A 25,965-nucleotide genomic window follows, 5' to 3' on the forward strand; every position below is an offset into this window, starting at 1 on the left:
TAGCCCATCTCTACGCCAAGCGGCAATGCAAGATGGTGACCCCGCCCCTAGCCAACCCGACATCAAGGCGATCGCGCGGCGCATCGACCGACCGATCGTGCTGGTCGGCTTGATGGGCGTGGGCAAATCGACCGTAGGAATGCGGTTGGCCCAATTGGTCGCAGGAGATTTCATCGACGCTGACGAGGCTATCGAGGAAGCGGCGCAAATGTCGATCTCCGAGATTTTCACCGAGTTTGGCGAAGCCTATTTTCGCGACGGAGAGCGGCGGGTTATAGCTCGCCTGCTGGAAGAAAAGCACGGGGTCATCGCTACCGGCGGCGGCGCCTTTATTAATGACGAGACGCGGGCATTGATTCTCGACAAGGCAATCGCGGTATGGATCGATGCCAATACCAAAACTCTGGTGGAGCGCACCAGCAGGCGTTCTACGCGACCCTTGCTACAACAAGGTGATCCCGCCCAGACCCTCGAGCGCCTGCGGCGGGAGCGTGAAGAGTTTTATGCCCAGGCCCCGATTCACGTGCGCAGCGAGCAAGGTCCGCATATGCAAACGGCAGCCGCGATAGTGGAGGCGATCGGTCGATGGATGTAATTCCGGTTGAGCTTTCCGGCCGCGCCTACGAAGTCCATGTCGCTCGCGACGTGCTCGACAATGCAGGCCAAATGGCCACACCATTCCTGCGCAAGCAGCTAGTTCCGGTCGTCGCCGATGCGAACGCATGGGCGCACCATGGCGACAGATTGACAAAGGCGCTTGCTGCCGTCGGCCATGAAATTGAGCTTTACGAAGTCGCTCCCGGAGAAAGTTCCAAGAGCTGGTCCGGCCTGGCGAAGCTGACTGACTGGCTGCTCGCACAAGGCGTAGAGCGCAGTGACCATGTTATCGCACTTGGCGGCGGCGTGGTCGGGGATCTGACAGGCTTCGCCTGTGCCATCCTAAAGCGCGGGTGCGGCTTCATCCAGGTGCCAACTACCCTGCTGGCACAGGTCGACAGTTCGGTCGGCGGCAAGACCGCGATCAATACCGAGGCTGGCAAGAACCTGGTCGGGGCATTCCACCAACCTTCACTCGTCCTTGCCGACCTGACCACTCTGGACAGCCTGCCGGACCGCGAGATGCGCGCGGGCTATGCCGAAGTCCTCAAATACGGCGTCCTCGGCAATGAGGAATTCTTTGCGTGGTTGAGTGCAAATGGCACCGATGTGCTCGCTCGCGAACCGGGTGCGCTGGGACAAGCTGTGGCAACGAGTGTCGCAGCCAAGGCGCGCATTGTCGCCAAAGACGAGCGTGAGACAACCGGCACTCGCGCGCTGTTGAACCTTGGCCATACCTTCGGGCATGCAATCGAAGCCGAGACCGGCTTTTCCGAACGTCTGCTGCATGGCGAAGGCGTGGCGCTAGGGATGGTATTGGCAGCGCGTTACTCGGCACGGCGCGGCCACCTGGCCGACGCGGAAGCGAGCAGGATTGCGCAGGCTGTCGACGATGCAGGGCTGCCAATCGAAATCGCTACCCTGAACATGCAAGCCAGCGGACGCGAACTAGTCGATCACATGTTGCATGACAAAAAGATGGATGCCGGCACGCTGCCGTTCATTCTGTTGCGCAGCATCGGTGCAGCATTTCTTGCGAAAGATGTAGATCTTGAAGACGTTGCAACGTTCCTCGACGAGCAGTTGCAGGCTCACTAAACGCGCTGGGATTCTTCCCCGCTAGGTACGCTTTGCATTGCGCTGCCATCGCCGGCATCTTCCTTGCTTATCACACTGAACGAGCCGTCCGTTTCGAGCACGAGCCAGGCCACGTTCGAGACCGAGCCCAGCCCCTGCCGCCGGATCACTGCATCAATCTCGGACCTCGTGATCCGTTCATTGCGCATGGCTTCTGACAGGAGTTCACCTTCACGGACAAGTACCCGCGGCTCCGACCGAACGAGCCTGCGCAAAAAGCCCCAGTGAACTGAAAGATAGGCGACAACCCATTGCAGCCCAATCAGCATGGTAAAGGCCGCCATCCCTTCGACCAGGTCGACATCCTTGTTCAGCAAGATCGCTGCAAGCGTTGAACCAAGCGCCACAGTCACGACGAAGTCGAAAGCGTTGAGCTTTGACAGCGCCCGCTTCCCGCTCAGGCGCAGGACAATGATGAGACCGGCGTAAGCAAAAGCCGAGATAATCGCAATGCGTGCCACTCCGGCCCAGCCATCATAGAAGATCGATTGAATGTCCATGCGTGATCATTCAGCGTAGCGCGTTGACGATAGTTCCCACGGCCTTGATAACACCGATCCATGACGCGCTTTGTCGATCTCTCGATTCCGATCACCAATGACGTGATTTCCGACCCGGATGTCATGCGGCCGAAGGTCACTTACATGACCCACGAGGATACGTGGCAGCAGATCGCCATGTTCTTCCCCGGGCTGGAAAAAGGCGACTTGCCCGACGGGGAAGGTTGGGCCGTCGAGATGGTCGAGCTGAGCACGCACAACGGAACGCATATGGATGCGCCGTGGCACTACCATTCAACCACCGATGACGGTGCACGCGCCGCGCCGAGCATTGATGAGGCGCCGCTTGACCGTTTCCTGCGCCCCGGCGTCAAACTTGATTTCTCGCACCTGCCGCATGGCCATGTGGTGGATGCCGCAGAGGTCGAACAAGCTTTCGTCGAGATAGATCACGATCTCCAGCCGCTCGACATCGTGCTGGTGCAGTCCGGCGCGAAATACGGCAGCGAAAGGTTCATCGACCAAGGCGTCGGGCTCGGAGCAGAGGCGACACTTTGGCTCACTGAAAGAGGCGTGGAGGTTGTTGGGACCGACGCATGGAGTTGGGATGCTCCCTTCAGCCACACCGCTCGCCGCTGGGCCAGCGAACGCGATCCTGCCATCATCTGGGAGGGCCACAAGGCTGGACGTATCCGGCCCTACTACCAGATCGAGAAGCTTGCGAACCTGGATAGCCTGCCGTCGCACGGCTTCACAGTGAGTTGCTTCCCGATCAAGATTGAACGGGCGAGCGCTGGCTGGATCCGCGCAGTGGCGATATTCGACGAATGATCGCCAGCTTCGAGCGCATCGCGCAGGCGCAGACTAGTCCGCTCGAAATATCGTCCTAGTTCGCTCGGGGTTTGGGTATCGGCGTTACGTTGTCCGATCCGAGGATCGCGTTGTCCGCATCCTCCTTCATGCGATCATACTGGTCGAACAGGATCTCAATCTCGGCCCGTTTGACCAGCAGGACATGCGCGATGCCCAAAGACAGGCTCTCGCCCTCGCCAATCTTGCCTAGCAAAGAGGCCAGATCGCTCATCGTGGCGTCCTCGGGCGTCTTGTGAAACCCGCCCTTGTTGTCGAAAAATGCCTTACCCACTCGTGCCATTGCGTCAGTCCTTCATCGAAGCAACGCGACTCGATGTTTTTTTCTGGCTCGATAGATAGCGCAAAAGCAGCCGAAGATGCGGGAAAATATGTGGTTCATCCACAGCCAAGGATGTTCGTAGTCGGTTGCTCTGCCCGCCTAGAACAATCGTGCCCCGTTGGGCAATTTAGTGTCGGGAGCGAACAACACGACGTTGCCGTCATCGTCGGCAAAGCCGAGCGTGAGGACTTCGGACATGGCGGGTCCAATCTGACACGGTGGGAAATTCACCACTGCAGCCACCTGCCGTCCCATCAATTCATCTGTACCATAGCGGGCCACCAGTTGCGCACATGACTTCCGCTCGCCGATGGCCGAACCAAAGTCGATACGCAGCTTGTAGGATGGGTTGCGCGCTTCAGGAAAGTCCTCGGCCGCGACGATGGTCCCGATGCGTATATCCACTTTGAGGAAATCGTCGAAGGTTATGGTCTCCGCAGCCGGCGCATCGGGCACATGGTTCTTATGCATCAGTCCCTCACTCGCAGGAACATCATTCCGTCCCAGCCCTTGGCACCCACTGTTTGCAGCACCGTTGCTTCAAGTCGAGTTTCGCACCGGACGAATTCATAGAGGGCCCGCGTACCCTTGGCCGATTCATCATCTTCAGCCGGGTCGATCACATCGCCTTCGCGAACGACATTGTCGACGATAATAAGCGCACCTGCGCGCGACAGGCGCAGGGCATGTTCGACATAGGCGACATTGTTGGGCTTGTCGGCGTCGATGAATGTCAGATCGAAAGGGCCGGACAGATCGGCCAGCGATTTGAGCGCGGCGCGGACATGCATGGTGATACGATCGCCCAGTCCTGATGCATCGAAGCTCTGCTGAGCGATGGCAGCATAGGTCTTCTTGGCCTCGAGCGTCACGACTTCGCCTCCCTCACCCACGCCGCGAGCAAGGAATAGCGTTGAGTAGCCGCCCAACGTGCCGATTTCGAGCACGCGGCGCGCACCCATGATCCCGCAAATCAGTTCGAGGAAGCGCCCCTGGGCAGGCGACACCGCGATATCCGGCAGCCCCGCATCGGCGGCGCGCAGGGCGCATTCTCGGTTCGCAGCATCGTCCAGCAGTGTCGTTTCGATCAGGGTGTCGACATCGGCCCACGCCGGATCGACCTTCTTCCAGCCTGCGACACCCGACACGGCTATTCCAGCTCCAGGATTACCGCGTCCACAGCAAGGCTGTCGCCTTCATCGGCATTGATCTTGGCGATTTTGCCTTCCTTCTCGGCGCGCAAGATGTTTTCCATCTTCATCGCCTCGACCGTGGCGAGCGGCTGGCCCGGCTGTACTTCCTCGCCTTCGCCGACGTGAAGCTTCACCAGCAATCCAGGCATGGGGCAGATCAGCAGCCGTGAAAGATCGGGCGGTTCCTTTTCGATCATATGCTCGGCCAGATGCGCTACACGTGCCGGCAGGATACGGAGATGCTGCGTGCTTCCGCGGGTGGTGATTTCATAGCCGGTGCGGGTAGGCGTGAGCTGAAGCGTCAATCCATCATCGCCCAGTTCGACGTCCACCATATCCTGGCCAGGGGTATAATCGAAGCGCACATCGACCGGCTCGTCATCGACCATGATTGCGTCTTCGGCGATCCGCACGGAGTAGTGCCGCGCCTCGGCCTCGCTCTGGCCGATCCGGATGGCCCAGTCGCCCGGAGCATACATCTCCTCCGACAATTGCTGGTTGATCCGGCGAGCCCGGTCGGCATCGGCAGTGGCGATGACACCAGCCACCGCAGCCAGGCCGCGCAGCAATTCGTCGCTGATAGACGCACCTTCGAAACCGTCGGGATATTCCTCGGCGATAAAACCGGTGGTCAGATCGCCCGACCGGAACCGGGGATGCTGCATGATTGCACTCAGGAAATCGATATTGTGGCCCAGCCCCTTGATGCGGAATGCGTCAAGCGCCTCAACCTGCAAATCGGCAGCTTCGTCGCGCGTTTCGCCCCAAGTGACCAGCTTGGCGATCATGGGGTCGTAGAACATCGAAACCTCGCCGCCTTCGTAGACACCGTCATCGATACGGATGCCGTCGACCCCGCGGCGGCCATTGGCAGTGCCGTCGTCGATCCATCCTTCGAGCGGCGGTTCATATTCGACCAGTCGCCCGGTGCTGGGAAGGAAGCCGCGATAAGGATCTTCGGCATAGACGCGGTTCTCGATCGCCCAGCCATCGATACCGATATCGTCCTGCGTCATTTCCAGCTTCTCGCCAGCAGCGACGCGGATCATCTGCTCGACAAGATCGATGCCGGTGATCGCTTCGGTCACCGGATGCTCCACCTGCAGGCGCGTGTTCATCTCGAGGAAGTAGAAGCTTTCGCCGGTCGGATCCTTGCCGCTGACGATCAGTTCCACGGTCCCGGCCGAGTGGTAATCGACAGCCCGCGACAGTGCCACGCACTGTTCGCCCATGGCCTTGCGCATCTTGGGCGTGACGAAGGGCGATGGCGCTTCTTCGACCACCTTCTGGTGGCGTCGCTGGATCGAGCATTCGCGTTCGTTGAGGTAGAGAATATTGCCGTGCTTATCGCCCAGGATCTGGATCTCGATATGGCGCGGGTCCTCGATGAATTTCTCGATGAAGACACGATCGTCGCCGAAGGAATTGAGGCCTTCGCGCTTGGTTGCTTCGAAGCCTTCGCGCACGTCCTTCTCGCTATAGGCGAGCCGCATGCCCTTGCCCCCGCCGCCGGCGGAGGCCTTCATCATCACCGGGTAGCCGATGCCATTGCTGATCTCGACGGCGTGGTCGGTGTCGCGGATTTCTCCGACGAAGCCGGGAACCACGTTGACACCTGCCTTCTTGGCAAGCTTCTTGGACTCTATCTTGTCGCCCATCGCGGCGATGGCATTGGCCGGCGGACCGATGAAGGTGATGCCTGCCTTGTCCAGCGCCTCGACGAAGCTGGCGCGCTCCGACAAAAAGCCATAGCCCGGGTGAATCGCTTCGGCCCCGGTCTGCTTGGCCGCAGCGATAATCTTTTCGGCGATCAGATAGCTTTCGGCAGCCGGCGGCGGTCCGATGTGGACCGCTTCGTCGGCCATTTTCACAAAAGGCGCGCGGGCATCGGCATCGGAATAGACCGCCACGGTGGCGATCCCCATCCGCTTGGCCGTCTTGATGATGCGGCAAGCAATCTCGCCGCGATTGGCAATCAGGATCTTGGAAAACAAGTCAGGCCTCCAGAGGCAGCATAGAGCGTTGATATGCCTATGCCGCCCCTAATGGCCCGTATCAAGGCAATGCAATCAATCGCGGTCGATATGCCCGATATGGCGTTGCTGGCTGGCAATCAGTGAATCGAATTCGGCCCATAGCGCCTTGGCCTTGTCCTTGCCTCCGGCCTGGCGGGCAAACTCGGCATCCCACTTCTCGTTTTCGGGATTTTTCGCCCAGCCCATGGATGCAATACCATGCCGCATCGGCAGTGCCACGATGCTGTCCCACTCGCCGGTTCCCATGTGGATATCGATCGAGCCTTCCATGCCAAGCGTCTTGTCAACCTTGTTGAACATGTCGATGATTTCGTGCGCCCGTTCGCCCTTGCCCGGTTTCCACTTGATCAGCATGACCCGGTACCAGTCGATCGGCGCCAGTTCTGGGGTCGCCTCGACGTGATTGTCGGCCTGTGCCGGTGTTACCGCCATCGGCAAGGCAAGCGCGATCGCGCCTGCAAATAATGCGAATTTCGTCATGGTAGCTGTTCCCCACTAGAGCAGCGACCCCGTTTGCTGGCCCTCCCCAAGCCCCGGCCAGTGCTGCTCACCTAGCAGGTCCGCAATCCAAGTGATTGTATGTTTACGCCACTCTGCGAACGTCCGCGTAACCCAGCAGCGCGGGCAGATAGCGCTCGATACCCCGCCGCTCGCGCTCACCGGGCGGGATTGCCTGCACTGCTTCGGCAAGCCATGCGATGGCCTCGGCAGAAAGTGATGCCAATGGCTGCACATAGACCCCGATGGTGAACAGGATCGCGCCCGTTTGCGGCAGGCGGCGCAAGGTCTGGCGTTCACAACGCGCGTACAAGGTTTCGCCGGCGTTGGTTGCATCGACCCCGGCGAACAATTCGCGCGAACCCGGCAGGTGGCACAGCGCCCCGCTGTCGACCACGAACCAGTTGCTGCGACCATATATTGGGCCGGGTTTCAACTTGGCCATGAACCGGTCGACCCCGGTGGCGAGTTGTTCGGCAAACCCGTGGATCGGCGCGTGAAGCGCGGCCAGCGGCAGGCCCATCTTGTCATCGACCCGCCAATCGGTCGGAAAAGCTACCGCCGCGCCGATGAGGCGATAGATCTCCTCGTCAGCCCTGCGGGTGAGAAGGCACATGTCTTCCCAGTGCTGGCGCGCGACATCCGGCAATCCGCCCGAATGGCCAAGCATGGCGGCAAGTTCCGCGCCGGGAGCCTCAGCTTCCTCGGTCACCCGCACCGCCTCGGGCCGCACATCGAAACCCGCTGCGCGGGCACTCAAGTCGGGATCGGGCTGGAGACACTCGCTCTCGTCAAGCTTGCACAGGCCGATCTGGAGCTTTTCACCCTTGCGAGCGTGGGGGAGCAGCTCCTCGACGGAGAAGCCGAGTGTCATTCAGCGGGGACCGCGGCCTTCTCGGCCCGCATCGGCTCTTCGCCCTGCAAGGCGGTCAGGCCGAGCTTGGCGAAAAGCGCGGCGTCGCTCTCGTCCCCGGCATTGGCCGCCGTCAGCAGCTTGTCGCCGGTGAAAATCGAATTGGCGCCAGCCATGAAGCACAGCGCCTGCGTGGCCTCGCTCATGCTTTCGCGCCCCGCGCTGAGGCGGACCATGCTCTTGGGCATACAGATGCGCGCCACGGCCACGGTGCGGACGAATTCGATATCGTCGATCTTTGCCAGCGGGGTGTCCGCCAGCATGTCGCCCAGTACCGTGCCCTTGATCGGTACCAGCGCGTTGACCGGCACGCTTTCGGGATGCTGTTCCAGCGTCGCGAGCGTGTGGACGAAGCCGACGCGATCGGCACGCGTTTCGCCCATGCCCACGATCCCGCCGCTGCACACATTGATCCCTGCATCGCGCACGTTCTGCAGCGTGTCGAGCCGCGACTGGTAATCGCGCGTGGTGATGATCCGCTCGTAATATTCCGGCCCGGAATCGATATTGTGGTTGTAATAATCGAGGCCCGCCTCATTGAGCATGTCTGCCTGTTTAGGTGTCAGCATCCCCAGCGTCATGCAGGTCTCCAGCCCCATCGCACGCACGCCCTTCACGATCTCGACGATCGCGGGCATGTCGCGGTCCTTGGGATTGCGCCATGCGGCACCCATGCAGAAACGCTGGCTGCCGTGGTCCTTCGCCTGCGCCGCGGATTGCAGCACCGCTTGCACGTCCATCAGCTTGGTCGCCTCGACACCGGAGTTCGCCTTCACCGACTGCGAGCAATAGCCACAATCCTCGGGGCACCCGCCGGTCTTGATGCTGAGCAGCGTGCACAGCTGGACCTGCTCGGGCGGATGATACTCGCGATGGACCGTAGCGGCCTGGAACAGCAGCTCGGTGAATGGAAGGTCGAAGAGGCCGGCGATTTCCTCGCGAGCCCAGTCGTTGCGGATTTCTGTCACTTAATGCCCCTCGATTAGAAATTCGGCTGTGAAGCCGGGTCGCTACTCCGCCGCCTCTTCCAGATCCTCGCCCGCAGGCGGCATATTGTGGCCGAGCAGGCGCAGCACGTCTGCCGCGCATTCGACCACATTGCTGCCCGGGCCGTAAATGCCCTGCACCCCGGCATCGCGGAGGAAGTCGTAATCCTTCTGCGGGATCACGCCTCCGGCGATCACCTTGATGTCGGGGCGGCCCGCGTCCTTCAGCAGGCCGATCAGTTCGGGAATCAGCGTCTTGTGGCCCGCCGCGAGGCTGCTGGCGCCGATGGCGTCGACGTCACGTTCGAGCGCCATGTCGCGCGTTTCGGCGGGCGTCTGGAACAGCGGACCGGAGACGACTTCAAAACCCATGTCGGCAAAGGCGGATGCAATTACGTTGGCGCCGCGATCGTGGCCGTCCTGGCCCATCTTGGCGACCATAAGCTTCGGCGCGCGGCCCAGGCGACGTTCGACCGCCTGCACGCCCTCGACCACCTGGTTGTAGCGCGCGTCATCGGCATAGGCGCTGGAATAGACCCCGCGCACGGGCGTCGGGCTGGTGTCGTAGCGTCCGAACACCTCCTCCATCGCACTGGAGATTTCCCCCAGCGTGGCGTCGTGGCGCGCAGCCTCCACCGCGAGTGCGAGCAGATTGCCACCACCGCGTGCGCCTTCGGTCAGCGCGTCGAGCGCCTTGCTGCAGGCATCTTCGTCACGCCCTGATCGCACCTTCTCGATGCGCGCAATCTGGCTCAGGCGAACAGCGTGGTTGTCGATATCGAGCGTGTCGATCTCGGCTTCTTCGTCGAGGCGATACTTGTTGACGCCGACGATCACCGTTTCGCCCTTGTCGACGCTCGCCTGCTTGGCGGCGGCGGCTTCCTCGATCTGGGCCTTGGGCTTGCCACTGGCGACATAGGCGGTCATCCCGCCCGCCGCCTCGACCTCGTCGAGCATGGCCTTGGCCTGTTCAACCAGCGCAGCGGTGAGGCTTTCGACATAATAGCTGCCGCCCAGCGGATCGGCGACATGGGTGATGCCGGTTTCCTCCTGGATCACCAGCTGCGTGTTGCGGGCGATGCGGGCGCTGAAATCCGTCGGTAGCGCGATGGCTTCGTCGAGCGCATTGGTGTGGAGGCTCTGTGTGCCGCCGAGCACCGCCGCCATCGCCTCGATCGTGGTGCGGATGACGTTGTTGTAGGGGTCCTGCTCTTGCAGGCTGACCCCGCTGGTCTGGCAATGCGTGCGCAGCATCTTCGACTTCGGATTCTCGGCCCCCAGCCCTTCCATCACGTCGTGCCACAGGGCGCGGGCAGCGCGCATCTTGGCGACTTCCATGAAGAAGTTCATGCCGATGCCCCAGAAGAAGGACAGGCGCGGCGCGAAGGCGTCGATATCGAGCCCGGCTTCCATAGCGCGCTTGGCGTATTCCTTACCGTCGGCGATGGTGAAGGCGAGTTCCTGCACGGCGGTCGCCCCGGCTTCGTGCATGTGATAGCCAGAGATTGAAATACTGTTGAATTTCGGCATGTTGTCGGAGGTATATGCAATAATGTCGCTGACGATCCGCATGCTCGGCTCAGGCGGGTAAATATAGGTATTGCGGACCATGAACTCCTTGAGGATGTCGTTCTGGATGGTCCCCGAAAGCTTGTCCTGTGCGACCCCCTGCCGCTCTGCCGCGACGATGTAGAACGCCAGCACCGGGATCACCGCGCCGTTCATCGTCATGGAAACGCTCATGGTGTCGAGCGGGATCTGGTCGAACAGAATTTCCATGTCGCGCACGGTGTCGATCGCCACGCCCGCCTTGCCGACATCGCCGACCACGCGATTGTGATCGGAATCATAACCGCGATGCGTGGCGAGATCGAAGGCGACGCTCAGCCCCTTTTGCCCGGCGGCGAGGTTGCGGCGATAAAAGGCGTTCGATTCCTCGGCGGTGGAGAAGCCTGCATATTGCCGGATGGTCCACGGGCGGCCGGTGTACATGCTGGCATAAGGGCCGCGCGTAAAAGGTGCGATGCCGGGCACGCCGGGATCGATGTCAGCGGTGTCTTCGCTGGTATAGAGCGGCTTCACGGCCACGCCTTCGGGCGTGTGCCAGGTCAGGTCGCGGCCCTTCACTTCCTTGTCGGCGCGGGCCTTCCAGTCGGCATATGTAGGGGTCTTGGTCATGCCATCGCCCTAACGCCAAAGGCACTGTCAGGGAAGTGCGTGAACAGCGCTTATTGCCCCTTGAACGTGGCCTTGCGTTTCTGGAGGAAAGCCATGCCGCCTTCCATCGCGTCGGCGCTGGCGCCGGCCATGCGCTGACCCTCGGCCTCGGCGACGAAGACCTGCTGGATTGCGCCGTCGAGCGCGGTGGCGATGTTCTGCTTCATCGTCCGCAGCGCCAGGGTCGGACCGTTGGCGAGCTTTTCAGCCAGCGCGCGAGCCTCGTCCATCAGCGCCGAATCATCGACCGCCTTGTAGATCAAACCCCAGTCCTCGGCCTGCTGTGCGCCGATCTTCTCGCCCAGCATCATCATGCGGGTGGCGCGGGCGCGGCCGATGGCGCGGGTCAGCAGCCAGGTCGATCCGCCATCGGGCACGAGGCCGATATTGACGAAAGCCTGGAGGAAATAGGCGCTCTTGCCGGCCAGCGTAAAATCGCCCGCTAGCGCCAGCGAACAGCCAACACCCGCCGCCGGACCGTTGACCGCGCAGACCACCGGCACAGGTGCGCGCAGCACCTGGCTGATGGCCGGGTTGTAGTGGTTCTGCAGCGCCTTGTGGCTGCCGCCCTTGGATTGCAGCGCGCTGCCTTCGCCGCGTGCGGACAGGTCCGCGCCCGAGCAGAACCCCTTGCCCTCGCCCGTGATCAGGACGGCGCGCGCGTCGCCTAGGTCGTAGAAGGCCTCGCCGATTTCGTCGGCCATTTGCGGGGCCATGGCGTTGAGGCGATCAGGCCGGTTGAGGGTGACAGTCAACAGCGGACCGTCGCGTTCGACTTTGATGGTTTCGTAGGTCACGCGTCTCTCTCCCGGGGGTTTCGTTTCGCAACCGTTAGTGGCGCGGATGGCGCGCGCTGGCAAGTCCGCCTGGACGCTTGAGGTTATTCAGGCCCTGGCACTGGGCCGGGACGAGACACGCTCGTGCCAGGCGGCCAGATTGCCGCAATCCTCCGGCATTTCCAGCCCGACGAACTTGGCAAAATCGACCGTGGTCAGCAGCAGGATATCAGCGGCGCTGAAGCTGTCACCAGCGAGGTATTCGCGGTCCGCCAACGATGTATCGAAGAAACGCATCGCCTCGGCCACGCGCGGGCGGTTGGCCTCGCCCCACTCGGCATTGCGGCCCGGCAGCGCGGCGGTGAACGGATGGGTGTGCACCCACACCGCGCCCACCGGCAGCATCAGGATCATCTCGGCGCGGCGGTTCCACATCTCGATTTGAGCGATCTCGAGCGCGGTTGTGCCAAACAGCGGCGGATCGGGATGCAGCGCCTCGAGATAGCGCATGATCGCCACGCTCTCGGCGATCACCGTACCATCGTCGAGCTCGAGGATCGGAGTCTGTCCGCGCGGGTTCTTGGCGACGTATTCGGGTGCCTTCTGCTCGCGCGCGGGGATCGAGACTTCCTGGCTCGGCAGGTCGATGCCCTTCTCGGCGGCGAGGATGCGCACGCGGCGCGGATTGGGCGCCGGATTGGGACTATCGTAGAAAAGCATCGCGTTCCTTTCGTGCCGGTCAGTTCGACCAGTGCGCGCCCTCCCTGGGCGTTTCCATGATTTCGGTCAGCTGGCCCATCATGTCCTTGGGGTGGAGGAAAAAGATCGGCGTGCCGTGCGCACCGATGCGCGTAGGGCCAAGGATGCGTTTGCCCATCTCCTCGAACCACTTGCGTGCGTCCTCGATATCCTCGACTTCGTAGCAGACATGATGCTGGGCACCGGACGGGTTCTTTTCGAGGAACCGGGCGATGGGAGAACCCTCACCCAGCGGCTCGATCAATTCGATCTGGGTGCCCTTGGTGCCGTTCTCACCGGGTGTGTCGACGAAGCAGACCTTCACCCCCTGCGCCTCCAGATCGAAAGGCGTGTGGAACTTGGTCGCGCCCATCACCTCACGGTAATAGCGGATCGATTCCTCGATCGAAGGTGTCGCGACGCCGATATGGTTGAGACGGCCGAGTTTCATTTCACTTTTCCGATCAGAGTTGCTGCGAGCCAAATCACGCCAATCCCCGCCATCAAGCAGAATGCATAGGCCTGGAGGTTGAGGAAGCCCTTGAGGAATCCGAAGAGATTGGGCCAATTTTCTTGCCCGATACCGTGAAACACATAGCGGAACGTGCCCGTTTCCTTCGCAGCGGCCAGCCGATTGAAACAGCCCCATGCTGCGATCGCCGCAAACGCGATCCAGAAAATCAAGAGTGTGATGCCCTTAGCGTCCATGTCTCACCTAGAGCGGGATATTGTCATGCTTCTTCCACGGGTTCTCGAGCTGCTTCGTCCGTAGCTTGCGTAGGCCCAGCGCGATGCGCCGCCGGGTAGAGTGCGGGTGGATCACCTCGTCGATATAGCCTCGGCTTGCTGCAACGAAGGGGTTGGCGAAGCGGTCTTCGTATTCCCTGGTCTTCTCGGCGATCTTTTCCGCATCGCCGCGATCCGAACGGAAGATGATTTCCACCGCGCCCTTGGCGCCCATCACGGCGATTTCGGCGGTCGGCCAAGCGTAGTTGAGGTCGCCGCGCAAATGCTTGGATGCCATCACGTCATAGGCACCGCCATAGGCCTTGCGGGTAATTACGGTGATTTTCGGCACGGTCGCCTCGGCATAGGCGAACAGCAGCTTCGCGCCGTGCTTGATGATCCCGTTGTGCTCCTGGTCGGTGCCGGGCAGGAAGCCTGGCACATCGACGAAGGTCAGGATCGGGATTTCGAAGGCATCGCAGAAGCGCACGAAGCGCGCGGCCTTCTTCGAGGAATTGATGTCGAGCACGCCCGCCAGCACCATCGGCTGGTTGGCGACGACGCCCACGGTGCGCCCTTCCACACGGCCGAAACCGCACAGGATGTTACCCGCATGGTTGGGCTGGATTTCAAAGAAATTGCCTTCGTCCAGCACCTTGTTGATGACTTCGTGCATGTCATAGGGCTGGTTGGCATTGGCCGGGATCAGCGTGTCGAGAGAAGGCTCGTCACGGTCGAACGGATCGGCGGTGGGCCGCTCGGGCACGGTCTCGCGGTTCGACAGGGGCAGGAAGTCGAAGAAATTGCGCGTTGCCAGCAGCGCCTCGATATCATTAGCGAAGGCAATGTCGGCAACGGAGGTCTTGGTGGTGTGGGTCTTGGCCCCGCCCAGCTCTTCCTGCGTCACGGTTTCGTTGGTGACGGTCTTAACCACTTCCGGCCCGGTCACGAACATGTAGGAGCTGTCTTCGACCATGAAGATGAAGTCGGTCATGGCCGGCGAATAGACTGCGCCGCCCGCGCATGGCCCCATGATCAGGCTGATCTGCGGGACCACGCCGCTGGCCAGCACGTTGCGCTGGAACACCTCGGCATAGCCACCAAGGCTGGCCACGCCTTCCTGGATGCGCGCGCCGCCGCTGTCGTTGATGCCGATGACCGGCGCGCCGACTTTCAGCGCGGTGTCCATCACCTTGCAGATCTTCTCTGCATGGCGTTTCGACAGGCTGCCGCCGAAGACAGTGAAATCCTGCGAAAAGACATAGACCAGACGCCCGTTGATGGTGCCACTGCCGGTGACAACGCCGTCGCCCGGAATTTTCTGGTCCTGCATCCCGAAATCGACGCAGTCATGCTCGACGTAGGTGTCGAGCTCTTCGAAACTGTCTTCATCGAGCAGGATTTCGAGCCGCTCGCGCGCGGTCAGCTTGCCCTTGGAATGCTGCGCATCGATGCGCTTTTGCCCGCCGCCCATCTTGGCAGCTTCGCGGCGACGTTCCATTTCGGCGATATTGGCGGACATTGAGGCCCCTGTTCTTTCACGAAATTGTCAGTCTGCGCCTAGCCACGGGCCGCGCGCAGCGTCAAGCATAGCTGCGCCGATGTCAGACCTTGACCACGCCATGTTCGACCAGGCTGCGCCCGCAATCGGCGATGCTGTCTTCCTCGGGCCGGGTCTGCCAGCCGAGCCGTTCCATCGCGTGGCTCGCATCGACATTGCGGCTCTTGCCAAGCTCGCTTTTGATTGAACGCACGCCCGGATTGAACAGCGCGAGGATCGAGACCATGAAATTGGGCATCACCCGGGTCGGCACCTTCTTGGTATGCGCCTCGGGCAGGCGCTTGCGCAGGACCTCGGCAACCTCGATCATCTTGAGGAACTTGCCCGCCGCCAGGAAGCGTTCATTCGCAAGCCCCGGCTCTTCCAGGCACTTGACGTGCAGAGCGGCCACGTCGCGGGTGTCGACGACCGAAAATCCGAGGTCAGGCGCCATCGGGATCGATCCATCCATCAACTGCTTGACCGCTTCGACGCTGGCGGAAAAGTCGCCGCTGTCGACAGGGCCGAGCACCATCGACGGATTGACCGAGACGAACTCCATCCCCTCGCCCTCTTCCGCAATCCAGTCCCGCGCGGCGCGTTCGGCGATGGTCTTGGACTTTACGTAAGGATAGGCGTCGCGGTGGTTGATATCGGTCCAGTCGCTTTCATCGACCGTGTAGACTTTCTCGTCGCGGCCATAGGCGACCGCGGCCATCGAACTGGTCTGGACGAAGCGGGTTACTCCCGCCGCCTTGGCAAAACGCAGCGCGCGCAAAGTGCCCTCGCGCGCCGGCACGATCATTTCGTTCTCGTCCTTGGGCGTGGTGGCGGAAATGGGTGAAGCGACATGCGCCACATGGGTGCAACCGGCGTTGGCCTCGGCCCAGCCTAGATCGCTCATCAGTTCGGCCTGATAGACCTTGAGCCGGTCTGAATCTGGTTGTCCGAACCGTGCGCGCAGTCCAGCCTCACTCTTCGCCTTGTCGCGAACCGTCGTGTGGACCGTCCAATCGCGCGCCAAAAGCTGCTTGATCAGTTCGCCCGCTATATAGCCGGTGCCCCCGGTAACCAGAACAGTGCCCACCATGTTCGCTCTCCCTCTGGTGCGGAAGGTAAAGCCAGCGGCGGGCGGCGGCAACTTACTTCATCAGCACCAGCTCTTCGGCCATGGTCGGGTGGATCGCGGTGGTGGCGTCGAAGTCAGCCTTGGTCAGCCCGGCCTTCACCGCAATCGCGGCAGCCTGCATCATCTCGGGCGCTTCGGGCGCGATCATGTGGATACCGACGATGCGCTCGTTGTCCCCTTCGCAGATCATCTTGAACAGGCTGCGTTCGCTGCGCCCTGCCAGCACGTTCTTCATCGGCCGGAAGTCCGACTGGTAGACACGCACCGAGCCGAGCGTGTTCTTGGCCTCGCCCTCGGTCATGCCGACAGAGGCAATTGGTGGGTGGCTGAACACGGCGCTGGGGATGCAATCATGGTCGACCGCGTAGGGCTCGCCGTCGCCGAACACGCTGTCGGCAAAGGCCTGGCCTTCGCGAATGGCAACCGGGGTCAGCTGCACCCGGTCGGTCACGTCACCTACGGCATAGATGTAATCGACATTGGTGCGGCTGAACTTGTCGACCTTGATCTCGCCATTCTTGCCCAAGTCGACCCCGACATTCTCGAGCCCCAGACCCGTGGTGTTGGGCACACGGCCAATCGCGAACATCACGAGATCGACGCGCTCCTCGTCATTGTCGCTCAGCTTTACCAAGTACCCGCCATCATCGGACGGCTTGATGGATTCGAAGACGGTGTTGAACTTGAACTGGATGCCCTTGGTGATGGAGATTTGCAGCAAACGGTCGCGAACTGCCTCGTCATAGCCGCGCAGCAGCTGGTCGCCGCGATTGACGATGGTAACTTCGCAGCCGAATTCGTTGAAAATGCCGGCAAATTCATTGGCGATATAACCACCGCCCGCGATAATGATCTTTTCGGGCAACTTATCGAGATGGAAGGCCTCGTTCGAGGAGATGCCGTGCTCGGCGCCTTCGAACTCGGGCATCCGGGGATGCGCGCCGGTGGCGACTAGGATGGTCTTGGCAGTCACCTTCTTGCCGCTGGCGAGAGTGATCTCATGGTCGCCAGTAATCTCGGCGCGTTCCTTGAAGATCGTGACATCGTGGTTTTCGAGCGTATCGGTATAGGCCCCCTCGAGCCGGTCGACATCGGCCAGCACATTGTCGCGCAGCTTGATCCAGTCGAAGCTCTTGCCCTCGATTTCCCAGCCGAACTTGCGGCAATCCTCGAGGTCCTCGGCAAAATGGGCGCCGTACACGAGCATTTTCTTGGGCACACAGCCGCGGATCACGCAGGTTCCGCCAACCCGGTATTCCTCGGCGATGGCGACTTTCGCGCCGTGCGCAGCGGACACGCGGCTGGCGCGTACCCCGCCCGAACCGCCGCCAATGGTGAAAAGGTCGTAATCGTAGTCGGCCATGCGGAAACTCTCCTGTTGCGCGCACGATATGGCGGGCCGGTCAGCACTTGCCAACCACCCACCATTATCGCGCGCGACTGAACCCTTGCCCGGGGTCAGTCCCGCATCATGCCATCAGTTGATATCAGCCGTGCTGGCTACCGCCGCCACCGCCACTACGCCGACCGTACTGCGGACGACCGCCTCCGCCAGGATTGCCACCCGAACGGTTGGGACGGCCTGCACGGTTCGGATGCTTGCGCTTAGGTTTGCCGCCCGGACGAGGAGCATTCTCGCTTGCACCGGCATGGACCGGATTGGGCACTGCACCGCGCTGGTCTGACCGATCGCCCGAGCGTTGACCCGAACCCTGGCCACCCTGCCGGGGCTTGCCGTGGCCGCGCGACAGGCCACCACGTGCGCCTGCCTTGGGCTTGGGCTGAACACGCTGACCGCGTTGCTGCTTGGGCGCAGGCTTGGTCGGGCCGACGCCTTCGACCACGGCGCGGAAATTCTCCGGCAGCGGCAGACGTTCGAACTCGGCATCGGTGACGCGATTGATGTCCTTGAGATATGCGCGCTCGTCCTCGGCACAGAAGGCGATTGCGACACCATCCTTACCGGCACGGGCAGTACGCCCGATACGGTGGACATATTGCTCTGGCACGTTGGGCAGCTCGTAGTTGATCACGTGGCTGACACCCGGAATATCGATCCCGCGCGCGGCGACATCGGTCGCCACAAGGACTGGGGTCTTGGCCCGCTTGAACTCGGCCAGAGCGCGTTCGCGCTGCGGCTGGCTCTTGTTGCCGTGAATGGCATTGGCAGCGATACCGGCCTGGGTAAGTTTCTTCACCACCCGGTCCGCGCCATGCTTGGTGCGGGTGAAGACGAGGATACGTTCCAGCTTGCCGGGTACTTCGTGACGCTCTTTCAGGATCATCTCGAGCAGCGACTGCTTTTCGGCCTGCTGGACCATAAACAGGTATTGGTCGATCCGCTCTGCCGTGGTGGCAGCAGGTGTCACCGATACCTTGATCGGGTTGCGGCAGTATTTGCCGACCAGGTCCTGGATCGCCTTGGGCATGGTGGCGCTGAAGAACAGCGTCTGCCGCTCGGCCGGGACCAGTTCGCTGATCTTGCGCAGGGCGTGGATGAAGCCAAGGTCGAGCATCTGGTCGGCCTCGTCGAGGACGAGGATTTCGACGCCATCAAGGCGGAAAGCCTTCTGGTCGATCAGGTCGAGCAAGCGGCCCGGCGTGGCGACGAGGATATCCGTGCCGCGGTGCAGCTTGTTGCGATCCTTGCCGACCGATGTGCCGCCAACGATGGAATGAACCTTGAGGCCGGCCATCGCGCCGTAATCCTTGGCCGACTGGGCAATTTGCCCGGCCAGTTCGCGCGTCGGCGCAAGCACCAGCATGCGACAGGATTTGAACGGCACCTGGTTGTCGGATTCGCGCAGGCGGTCGATGCTCGGAAGCATGAAGGCTGCGGTCTTACCAGTACCGGTCTGGGCGATGCCCAACAGGTCACGCCCTTCAAGCACGGGCGGGATCGCCTGCGCCTGGATCGGGGTGGGAACGGTGTAGCCCTTCATGTCGAGGGCTTGCAGTACGGGCTGCGACAGCCCGAGGGTTTCGAAAGTAGTAGTCATAGTGTGAGGTTTAGCTCGCATATCATGCGGCGCGCTTCACGGATTCCGATTGGATTCCGGGCGCGGCGCGGGTGTCAAAACGACCCGCGTGAAAAGGGAAGCTTCAGGAAAAGGACCGAAACGCTGCCGGGGCCGGGAGCTTTCTCGCTCCTGCCGCTTCACGCTGGCGGGCGTTTCGATGAAGCGCATATGGTGCAACGCAGCAAGAATGTCAATGTGCGGTCGTTAACATCTGGCAGTGACACGAAAAATTGGTCCGCCCCTCCTCGCAAAATGCTTTAGCCTAGCCCCGCCCGATTGAGTAGCATTTGCGTGCTCGCATCGAATGCCTCGCCACCCGCTTCGATATCCTTGGCCATCTTCTTGCCCAGCTCCACTCCGAACTGGTCGAAAGGGTTGATGCCCATCAGAACGGCATTTGCGAATGTGCGGTGTTCATGGAAGGCGATCAGCGCGCCGAGCGTCGCGGAATCGAGATCATCGCACAGCATCATCGCGCTGGGCCTGTCGCCGGGGAAGGCGCGGGCCGGATCCTTCCCGTCCTTGGCCATGTTCCCGCCAGCCATCAGTGCAGCACCCTGCGCGAAGCAATTGGTCAGCAGGATGCGGTGATGTGCAGGATCGAGCTCGTCGCCCGGCGCGATGCTGGCGATGAAGTCGACCGGCACGAGGTGCGTGCCCTGGTGCAGCAGCTGGAACACTGCATGCTGCGCGTCGGTCCCCACTCCGCCCCAGGTGATCGGCGCGGTCGGGCCATCGACCGGCGAACCGTCGGCCTTCACCCGCTTGCCGTTCGATTCCATTTCGAGCTGCTGGAGATAGCTGGGAAACAGGCTTAGCCGTTCGTCATAGGCGAACACTGCACGCGTCTGGCAGCAGCGCACGCGAGAGTAATATTGGTCGGCAAAGGCGGCGCGCAAAGGCAAATTGTCGCGGCCTTCGGTCTCGGCGAAATGGCGGTCGATCGCCTGCGCCCCGGCCAACATGGCCTCGAACTCGTCCCAGCCCGTCGCCAGCGCGACTGGAAATCCGATGCTCGACCACAGTGAATAGCGTCCGCCGACGCTTTCCATAAAGGGCAACACGCGAGTCTCGTCGACGCCGAATTCGACGGCTTTTTCCGGGCTCGCCGTCAGTGCGATGACGCGGCCGCCAGGGTCGTCCACCCCGTTGTCGCTGAGCCACTTGAGCGCGCTGTGCGCATTAGTCATCGTCTCGATCGTGGTGAAAGTTTTGGACGCGACCGCGATCAGCGTCGTCGCAGGATCGCAGGCAGCAAAGGCCTGCTCCAGCGCCACGCCGTCGATGTTGGAAACGACGTGGACATCGACTAGCGACAGGTCGCGCGTCAGCGCATCGACTGCCAGCGCCGGACCCAGCGCGCTACCGCCGATGCCGATATGGATGAGGTGCTCGACCTTGCCGAGCGCCCCGTCATGGATCGCCTCGACCAGCATCTTCATACGGTTAAGCAGCGCCTGCGCTTCCTCGACGCTGGCCGGTGCACCGGTGCCGCGCTGCGCGGTGTGTTCGGCGGCACGACCTTCGGTGACGTTGATTTTCGCCCCGCTCAGCAGCTTCTCGCGTGCGGCGGCAAAACCTGTCGCCTCGGCAAGTTTTTCGAAACTGTCCAACATCGACGGGGTCAGGTGAGTCTTCGACCAATCGAACAGGATGCCGCCCGCAGTTTCCCCCTCGCCCCACTCGATCCGCTGGCTGAGGCGTTCGACACGTGCTTCGTCCTCGCCGAACAGGGCCTCGAGAGTCCGCTCCTGGTCGGCCTCGATCGCTTTCCACGCTATCGCCACAGGATCACTCATCGCGCAAAATCTCCTTGCCTGTCTTCGGCTTGGGCCTAGTGGTGCCGCCGATGGTTGGAAACCCCGAAACGGCTGCGGATACGTCTGCGCAGGATAAAGCATCCCAAGGCCCCGATGAAAACACGCCGGAACAGGGGCGCAAGGGGCTCAGTTTCCCGGTCTTCGTCTTGCTGGTCGTGCTGGCGTCGCTAACCTTCCGCAGCTTTGCATTCTCGCTCTACAACATCCCTTCAGAAAGCATGTTGCCGCGGCTGATGAACGGCGACTACCTCGTCGCCTCGAAATGGGATTTCGGTTTCTCGCGTCACTCGTTGCCGGTCGATGTACCCGCAATTTCGGGCCGCATGCTGGCAGACACGCCTGAGCGGGGCGATGTCGTCATATTCAAGCATCCCGTTGACGGATCCGACTACATCAAGCGGGTCATCGGACTGCCCGGCGATATCGTGGAGATCCGTGCCGGCCGGGTCATCCTTAACGGCGAAATCCTGCCCAAGGCCGCGATGGCCGACCTGCTGGTGCCGGTGTCCGCCAACACGGACTGTCCACCAACCATTCGCATCGAACGGAGCGCAAATGGAGCCGCGCGGTGTCGCTACAGCCGCTATCGCGAGACCCTGCCGAGCGGACGCAGCTATGCGGTCACCGACTTGGGCCCGAGCCCGCAAGACCAGTGGGGACCCAAGGCCGTGCCGGAGGGCAAGCTGTTCCTGCTCGGCGACAACCGTGACAATTCTCAAGACAGCCGGTTTGCGCCCCGATCGGGCGGCGGTATTGGCTTCGTCCCGCAAGAGCTGATGGTGGGCAAGGCGCGCGCGATAATCTTCTCGACCGATGGCAGTTCGCAATGGCTCAAGCCGTGGACATGGGTGACGGCGGCGCGCGGTGGGCGTATGGGGAAGGCGATATGAAATCACTCTCCTCCGATACCAGCCAATGGTTGATCGACGCCGGATTTTCCGTGCAGGACAGCGAGTTGTGGCTGGAAGCGCTGACCCATGGCAGCACCGGCGCTCCGCGCGATTACCAGCGGCTTGAATTTCTCGGCGACCGCGTGCTCGGCCTTGCCATTTCCGACCATCTGTTTCGCCGCACGAACGGCGCCGAGGGGGCGCTTGCACAGCGGTTGAACGCATTGGTCAGCAAGGATGCCTGCGCCAAGGTCGCCCGCGCAATAGGCGTGTCCGAACATGTCGTGCTGGGCAAACAGGCGCGTGAGGACGGCGCAGCTGACAGCACAAATATTCTCGGCGACGTGATGGAATCGCTCCTCGGCGCAAATTACCTCGAGGCAGGGTTCGGTGCGACCGGAGAACTGGTCCATCGGCTCTGGGCCGACGATCTGGAAGGCAAGGCCGGGCGTTCCAAACACCCCAAGTCGGCCTTGCAGGAATGGGCCGCGGGCAACCAGCGCAAGCCCCCGCAATACGAGTTGGTCGACCGCTCGGGCCCCGATCATGCCGCCCGCTTCACCGTCAGGGTAGAAGTACACAAGGTCGGCGCGGCCGAGGCGACCGCCAACAGCAAGCAGGAGGCCGAAACAGCGGCCGCACGTAAATTCATGGAGCAATTCGGGTGAATGACAACAAATCCACGCGCTGCGGCGTCATCGCCGTGCTGGGCGCGCCCAATGCGGGCAAGTCGACGCTGGTAAACCAGCTGGTCGGGCAAAAGGTCGCGATTACTTCAGCCAAGGCGCAGACAACGCGGGCCAGGATGCTGGGCATCGCCCTGCATGAAAGCGATGCGGCCAAGACTCAGATGATCTTGGTCGACACCCCCGGCATCTTCGAGCCGAAGCGGAGGCTCGACCGGGCCATGGTCAGCGCAGCCTGGGAAGGCGCCGAGGCGGCCGATGCGGTGCTGCTGCTGGTCGACCCCCTCAAGCAGCGCCGCCACGAGCTCGAACCGCTGCTGGAAAGCCTCAAAGGCCGGCCCGAGCGCAAGATCCTCGTGATTAATAAAGTCGACAAGGCAAAGAAGGAACCGCTGCTGGCACTGGCGGAGGATATCTCGGCCAAGGTCGATTTTTCCGAGATCTACTTCATTTCCGCACTGACCGGCGATGGCGTGGCCGAGTTGAAGGACGCGCTGGTAAAGCTCATGCCCGAAGGTGCGTGGATGTACCCCGAAGACCAGGTCTCCAACGTCAGCGAACGCCTGCTCGCCACTGAGATTACCCGCGAGCAACTCTACCAGCAGTTGCACGACGAATTGCCTTACGACAGCGCCGTACGGCCGGAAAAGTACATCCAGCGCAAGGACGGCAGCATCGAGATCCACCAGCAAATCGTTGTTGCGCGCGATAACCAGCGGATGATCGTACTCGGCAAGGGCGGCAGCCGGATCAAGGCCATCGGCCAGGCAGCTCGCGAGGAATTATGCGAATTGCTGGGCCAGAAGGTCCACCTGTTTCTGCACGTCAAAACCGACGAACGCTGGAGCGAGGACAAGGAAATGTTCGAGGAAATCGGGCTGGACTGGGTCCGGTGATGAAAGCGGTTCTCATCTCAGCTTCTGTTGCTCTCTCATCGTGCACAGAAGCAGGGCCGGACTACTCCATGACCGCGATCCAAGTCGACGCTTCCTGCAAAATCTTGGAGCACTTCATTCGCACCGAGTTCGAGAAAGCCGACCGGCCCGTGAACCTGGTCCGAGGCCCTGGCGAATCTGATTTTCCCGGCACCGATAGCGAAATTGAGCGACTGATCGATAATATCTATCTCTCTCAGGAAGACCCTCTTCCTCGCGAAGAATTGAGGGCATGGGCCAAGGGCCGCCAAGCTGCCGAGCAGCTTGACCCGATATCAGTTTGTCCAAAGGTCAAAGCCCTGTGGTTAGAAAAATCATACACACCTACGCCTTTTGAGATCGAGTTCGCTCAGGACAATATGGTCGACTATGGCTTCATGTCGCTCACGGTCACCATGCCATACACGGACTTGAAATGGGGCGAGGCGCATTTCTTCGCAAGTCGAACTTGGGCCCCGCTTGCTGGCGTATTTGTTGAGGTGATGTACAAACGCGATGCGAAGGGTCGGTGGATTCCGGAAGACGAATTCGTGATAGCTATTAGTTGAGCGGGGAGAAGAAATGTTCGAGGAAATCGGGCTGGACTGGGTGCGATAGAAGCCTTGGCTTTGTTCCCCCTCGAACTTTTTATCCAGGCCGGGTCCGGGTTCGTGGTCGGGCTGCTCATCGGCATCGAGCGCGGATGGAAACTTCGGTCCTACCCGGACGGCACGCGGGTTGCAGGCGTTCGCACCTTTATCCTGATCGGCCTTGTCGGCGGCCTGGCTGGGGTCCTGAGTTCCACCGGATCTACCATTGCGGGCGGCACCCTTTTCGCGATCTCTGCTGCGGTGATCGCGATCGGTTACTCTCGGTCGATCGGAGAAGGCAGCCGGGCCGACGCGACATCGGCCATGTCCGCAATTGCTGCACTTGCCCTGGGCTATCTTGGCGGCAGCGGAGAGCCAGCGCTGGCGTTCGCGGGCGGCGCAGTGGTGACCCTGGTTCTCGCCCTCCGCGCCGAGATGCACGGGTTGGTCGGGCGAATGGACGAGGCGGACATCAAGGCGTTCGCCCGCTACGCAGTGATTGCCCTTGCCGTTTTCCCCTTCCTGCCAAGCGGGCGCTATGGTCCTTATGACGCCTGGGAGCCGCGTACGCTCTGGCTCGTGGTCGTGCTGGTCACGGGGTTCTCCTTCATCGGCTACGTCGCCAACCGCCTTGTGGGCGCGCGCCGGGGGACCATCGCGACCGCGGTGATTGGTGGCGCCTACAGTTCAACTGCCGTTACCCACTCGTTCTCGCAAAGGCTTGGTGCAGGCCAAGGCGGCGGCGCGGAAAATGCGGGGATCGCCCTGGCAACGGCCGTGATGTACCTGCGCGTCATCGTGTTGGTGGCAGTGTTGGCGACATCCCTGCTGCCGCCGTTCGTCATCATAATCGCGCCCGCGCTCCTGACAGGAGCGGCAGCTAGCTTCTGGCTCTATTGTTCCGCACCCCACAGCACGGGCCCTGCCCCGCCCGGCAATCCGATCGCCTTGATCCCGGCATTCACTTTCATGGCTTTTGTCGCCGTGGCCGCGGTTGCTGCACGCTGGGCCCAAGGGGAGTTCGGCGAGGAAGGCATTGCCGTGCTCCTGCTGTTGATGGGGAGCATGGACGTCGACGCAGCGATCGTGACGGCAGGCGGTCTCGAGCCGGGAACCATAGGCGCTGAGCTCGCCGCCATGGCAATCGCCGGAACAATCCTTGCCAACATGTCGGTCAAACTGGGCGTGACGATTGCCTACGGTGGTAGCGCAGCGAGGCCCGCCGCCCGCGCTCTTGGAGCGAGCATGATCGTCCTGGCGATCAGTCTCGCGGTCGCTTACTCCGTGTTTTGATGCGCCAATGGGAAGCGAGATTTATCCCGCCACCAATCGCTCCAGCTTGGCCGTCAGCTTCGCTTCGTCGAAGGGTTTGACGATGTAGTCGTCCGCTCCGGCATTGATGCCCTGGTGGATATCGGTGGCCTCGCTTTTCGAGGTGCAGAACATCACCTTCACAGCCACAGCGCCCGGAAGGGTGCGCAGGGCCGCGACAAATTCGGGGCCGTCCATGACGGGCATCTGCCAGTCAGTGATGACGAGATCCGGGATGGCGGCGCGGCAGCGGGCGAGCGCTTCCTCGCCGTTCTCGGCCTCGGCCACTCGATAGCCCATCTGTTCGGCAATCTTGCGCGCGAGCTTGCGCACGACGCGGCTGTCGTCGACCACCAGGCAGCGCTTGCCGGCCTGGGGCGCAGTTTTCGCGCGCATCGCCTTGGCTGCGCGGACGATGGCGTCGGTATCGTCCAGAACCGGCGGCTGCTGGCTACCGTGCAGCGGCACTTCCTGAATGCCGTCTGGCGCGTCCGACAGCTGTTCGGAAGCTTCAGGCTCGTTAGAGTTAGCCCCGGGTTGCGGAGGCATATTGCGC

Annotated in this window: 27 protein-coding genes; 8 read left to right on the forward strand and 19 right to left on the reverse strand. The window is 61.8% G+C overall.

The annotated features are described in order from the left end of the window. Positions 1-25 precede the first annotated feature (25 nt). Together ACXYL9_RS08825 and aroB are read left to right on the forward strand one after the other, a co-directional pair. Positions 26-595 (forward strand): shikimate kinase, encoded by a 570-nt coding sequence (locus ACXYL9_RS08825; protein ID WP_459039206.1) that lies wholly within the window; start codon positions 26-28, stop codon positions 593-595. After that, positions 586-1,695, forward strand: coding sequence for a 3-dehydroquinate synthase (gene aroB, locus ACXYL9_RS08830; protein WP_459039207.1), 1,110 nt, complete (start codon positions 586-588; stop codon positions 1,693-1,695). The genes ACXYL9_RS08825 and aroB overlap by 10 nt, the downstream gene beginning before the upstream one ends. Here the strand turns inward: aroB and ACXYL9_RS08835 are convergent. Further along, positions 1,692-2,234, reverse strand: a complete 543-nt coding sequence (locus ACXYL9_RS08835) for a DUF421 domain-containing protein (RefSeq protein WP_459039208.1) — start codon at positions 2,232-2,234, stop codon at positions 1,692-1,694. The two genes, aroB and ACXYL9_RS08835, sit on opposite strands and share 4 nt — an antisense overlap. A 60-nt stretch (positions 2,235-2,294) precedes the next feature. On the opposite strand from ACXYL9_RS08835, the gene ACXYL9_RS08840 reads away from it, so the two are divergent. Then, entirely contained in the window at positions 2,295-3,065 is a 771-nt protein-coding gene (locus ACXYL9_RS08840) for a cyclase family protein (protein WP_459039209.1), read from the forward strand. Between the two features lie 55 nt (positions 3,066-3,120). Here the strand turns inward: ACXYL9_RS08840 and ACXYL9_RS08845 are convergent, their stop codons facing one another. The 17 genes from ACXYL9_RS08845 to pgi all read right to left on the reverse strand — a co-directional run bounded on the left by ACXYL9_RS08845 (position 3,121) and on the right by pgi (position 20,997). Then, entirely contained in the window at positions 3,121-3,387 is a 267-nt protein-coding gene (locus ACXYL9_RS08845) for a hypothetical protein (RefSeq protein ID WP_459039210.1), read from the reverse strand. A 138-nt stretch (positions 3,388-3,525) separates the two neighbouring features. Further along, positions 3,526-3,897 (reverse strand): tRNA-binding protein, encoded by a 372-nt coding sequence (locus tag ACXYL9_RS08850; protein WP_459039211.1) that lies wholly within the window; start codon positions 3,895-3,897, stop codon positions 3,526-3,528. After that, the gene (locus ACXYL9_RS08855; protein WP_459039212.1) at positions 3,897-4,574 is read right to left on the reverse strand and encodes an O-methyltransferase; all 678 of its coding nucleotides are present in this window, start codon (positions 4,572-4,574) and stop codon (positions 3,897-3,899) included. Before ACXYL9_RS08855 ends, ACXYL9_RS08850 begins: the two co-directional genes overlap by 1 nt. A gap of 2 nt (positions 4,575-4,576) precedes the next feature. Next, positions 4,577-6,613: an ATP-binding protein gene (locus ACXYL9_RS08860; RefSeq protein ID WP_459039213.1), complete on the reverse strand. Its 2,037-nt coding sequence runs from the start codon at positions 6,611-6,613 to the stop codon at positions 4,577-4,579. 75 nt (positions 6,614-6,688) lie between these two features. After that, the gene (locus ACXYL9_RS08865) at positions 6,689-7,135 is read right to left on the reverse strand and encodes a hypothetical protein (RefSeq protein WP_459039214.1); all 447 of its coding nucleotides are present in this window, start codon (positions 7,133-7,135) and stop codon (positions 6,689-6,691) included. Between the two features lie 103 nt (positions 7,136-7,238). Continuing rightward, on the reverse strand, positions 7,239-8,027 hold the full coding sequence (locus tag ACXYL9_RS08870; RefSeq protein ID WP_459039215.1) for a heme-dependent oxidative N-demethylase family protein: 789 nt from the start codon (positions 8,025-8,027) through the stop codon (positions 7,239-7,241). After that, on the reverse strand, positions 8,024-9,034 hold the full coding sequence (bioB, locus tag ACXYL9_RS08875) for a biotin synthase BioB (protein ID WP_459039216.1): 1,011 nt from the start codon (positions 9,032-9,034) through the stop codon (positions 8,024-8,026). Before bioB ends, ACXYL9_RS08870 begins: the two co-directional genes overlap by 4 nt. 42 nt (positions 9,035-9,076) lie before the next feature. Further along, positions 9,077-11,230 (reverse strand): methylmalonyl-CoA mutase, encoded by a 2,154-nt coding sequence (gene scpA / locus ACXYL9_RS08880; protein ID WP_459039217.1) that lies wholly within the window; start codon positions 11,228-11,230, stop codon positions 9,077-9,079. Positions 11,231-11,280: 50 nt separating this feature from the next. Continuing rightward, positions 11,281-12,066: an enoyl-CoA hydratase-related protein gene (locus ACXYL9_RS08885; protein ID WP_459039218.1), complete on the reverse strand. Its 786-nt coding sequence runs from the start codon at positions 12,064-12,066 to the stop codon at positions 11,281-11,283. An 87-nt stretch (positions 12,067-12,153) separates the two neighbouring features. Then, positions 12,154-12,765, reverse strand: coding sequence for a glutathione S-transferase family protein (locus ACXYL9_RS08890; RefSeq protein ID WP_459039219.1), 612 nt, complete (start codon positions 12,763-12,765; stop codon positions 12,154-12,156). A gap of 19 nt (positions 12,766-12,784) precedes the next feature. Further along, on the reverse strand, positions 12,785-13,234 hold the full coding sequence (gene mce, locus ACXYL9_RS08895) for a methylmalonyl-CoA epimerase (protein ID WP_459039220.1): 450 nt from the start codon (positions 13,232-13,234) through the stop codon (positions 12,785-12,787). Beyond that, positions 13,231-13,491, reverse strand: a complete 261-nt coding sequence (locus tag ACXYL9_RS08900) for a hypothetical protein (protein ID WP_459039221.1) — start codon at positions 13,489-13,491, stop codon at positions 13,231-13,233. Before ACXYL9_RS08900 ends, mce begins: the two co-directional genes overlap by 4 nt. A 7-nt stretch (positions 13,492-13,498) precedes the next feature. Beyond that, complete coding sequence (locus tag ACXYL9_RS08905) at positions 13,499-15,031, reverse strand: acyl-CoA carboxylase subunit beta (RefSeq protein WP_459039222.1); 1,533 nt, start codon at positions 15,029-15,031, stop codon at positions 13,499-13,501. Positions 15,032-15,113: 82 nt separating this feature from the next. Then, the gene (locus ACXYL9_RS08910; RefSeq protein ID WP_459039223.1) at positions 15,114-16,139 is read right to left on the reverse strand and encodes an NAD-dependent epimerase/dehydratase family protein; all 1,026 of its coding nucleotides are present in this window, start codon (positions 16,137-16,139) and stop codon (positions 15,114-15,116) included. A gap of 52 nt (positions 16,140-16,191) precedes the next feature. Beyond that, positions 16,192-17,541 (reverse strand): glutathione-disulfide reductase, encoded by a 1,350-nt coding sequence (gene gorA, locus ACXYL9_RS08915; protein WP_459039224.1) that lies wholly within the window; start codon positions 17,539-17,541, stop codon positions 16,192-16,194. A gap of 124 nt (positions 17,542-17,665) precedes the next feature. Continuing rightward, positions 17,666-19,177, reverse strand: a complete 1,512-nt coding sequence (locus ACXYL9_RS08920) for a DEAD/DEAH box helicase (protein ID WP_459039225.1) — start codon at positions 19,175-19,177, stop codon at positions 17,666-17,668. A gap of 278 nt (positions 19,178-19,455) precedes the next feature. Further along, the gene (gene pgi, locus ACXYL9_RS08925; protein ID WP_459039226.1) at positions 19,456-20,997 is read right to left on the reverse strand and encodes a glucose-6-phosphate isomerase; all 1,542 of its coding nucleotides are present in this window, start codon (positions 20,995-20,997) and stop codon (positions 19,456-19,458) included. A gap of 50 nt (positions 20,998-21,047) precedes the next feature. Here pgi and lepB point away from each other — a divergent pair, with 50 nt between their 5' ends. The 5 genes from lepB (at position 21,048) to ACXYL9_RS08950 (ending at position 25,391) form a co-directional block, all read left to right on the forward strand. After that, a complete protein-coding gene (gene lepB / locus ACXYL9_RS08930; protein WP_459039227.1) occupies positions 21,048-21,908 on the forward strand; it encodes a signal peptidase I in 861 nt (286 codons plus the stop codon). Further along, positions 21,905-22,576 (forward strand): ribonuclease III, encoded by a 672-nt coding sequence (gene rnc / locus ACXYL9_RS08935; protein ID WP_459039228.1) that lies wholly within the window; start codon positions 21,905-21,907, stop codon positions 22,574-22,576. Before lepB ends, rnc begins: the two co-directional genes overlap by 4 nt. Then, the gene (era, locus tag ACXYL9_RS08940) at positions 22,573-23,490 is read left to right on the forward strand and encodes a GTPase Era (RefSeq protein WP_459039229.1); all 918 of its coding nucleotides are present in this window, start codon (positions 22,573-22,575) and stop codon (positions 23,488-23,490) included. Before rnc ends, era begins: the two co-directional genes overlap by 4 nt. A gap of 68 nt (positions 23,491-23,558) precedes the next feature. Continuing rightward, positions 23,559-24,077: a hypothetical protein gene (locus ACXYL9_RS08945; protein ID WP_459039230.1), complete on the forward strand. Its 519-nt coding sequence runs from the start codon at positions 23,559-23,561 to the stop codon at positions 24,075-24,077. Between the two features lie 54 nt (positions 24,078-24,131). Next, entirely contained in the window at positions 24,132-25,391 is a 1,260-nt protein-coding gene (locus ACXYL9_RS08950) for an MgtC/SapB family protein (RefSeq protein ID WP_459039231.1), read from the forward strand. 21 nt (positions 25,392-25,412) lie between these two features. Here the strand turns inward: ACXYL9_RS08950 and ACXYL9_RS08955 are convergent, their stop codons facing one another. Continuing rightward, a complete protein-coding gene (locus ACXYL9_RS08955) occupies positions 25,413-25,958 on the reverse strand; it encodes a response regulator (RefSeq protein WP_459039232.1) in 546 nt (181 codons plus the stop codon). Positions 25,959-25,965 lie beyond the last annotated feature (7 nt).

The organism is Qipengyuania sp. CAU 1752 (assembly GCF_054482615.1).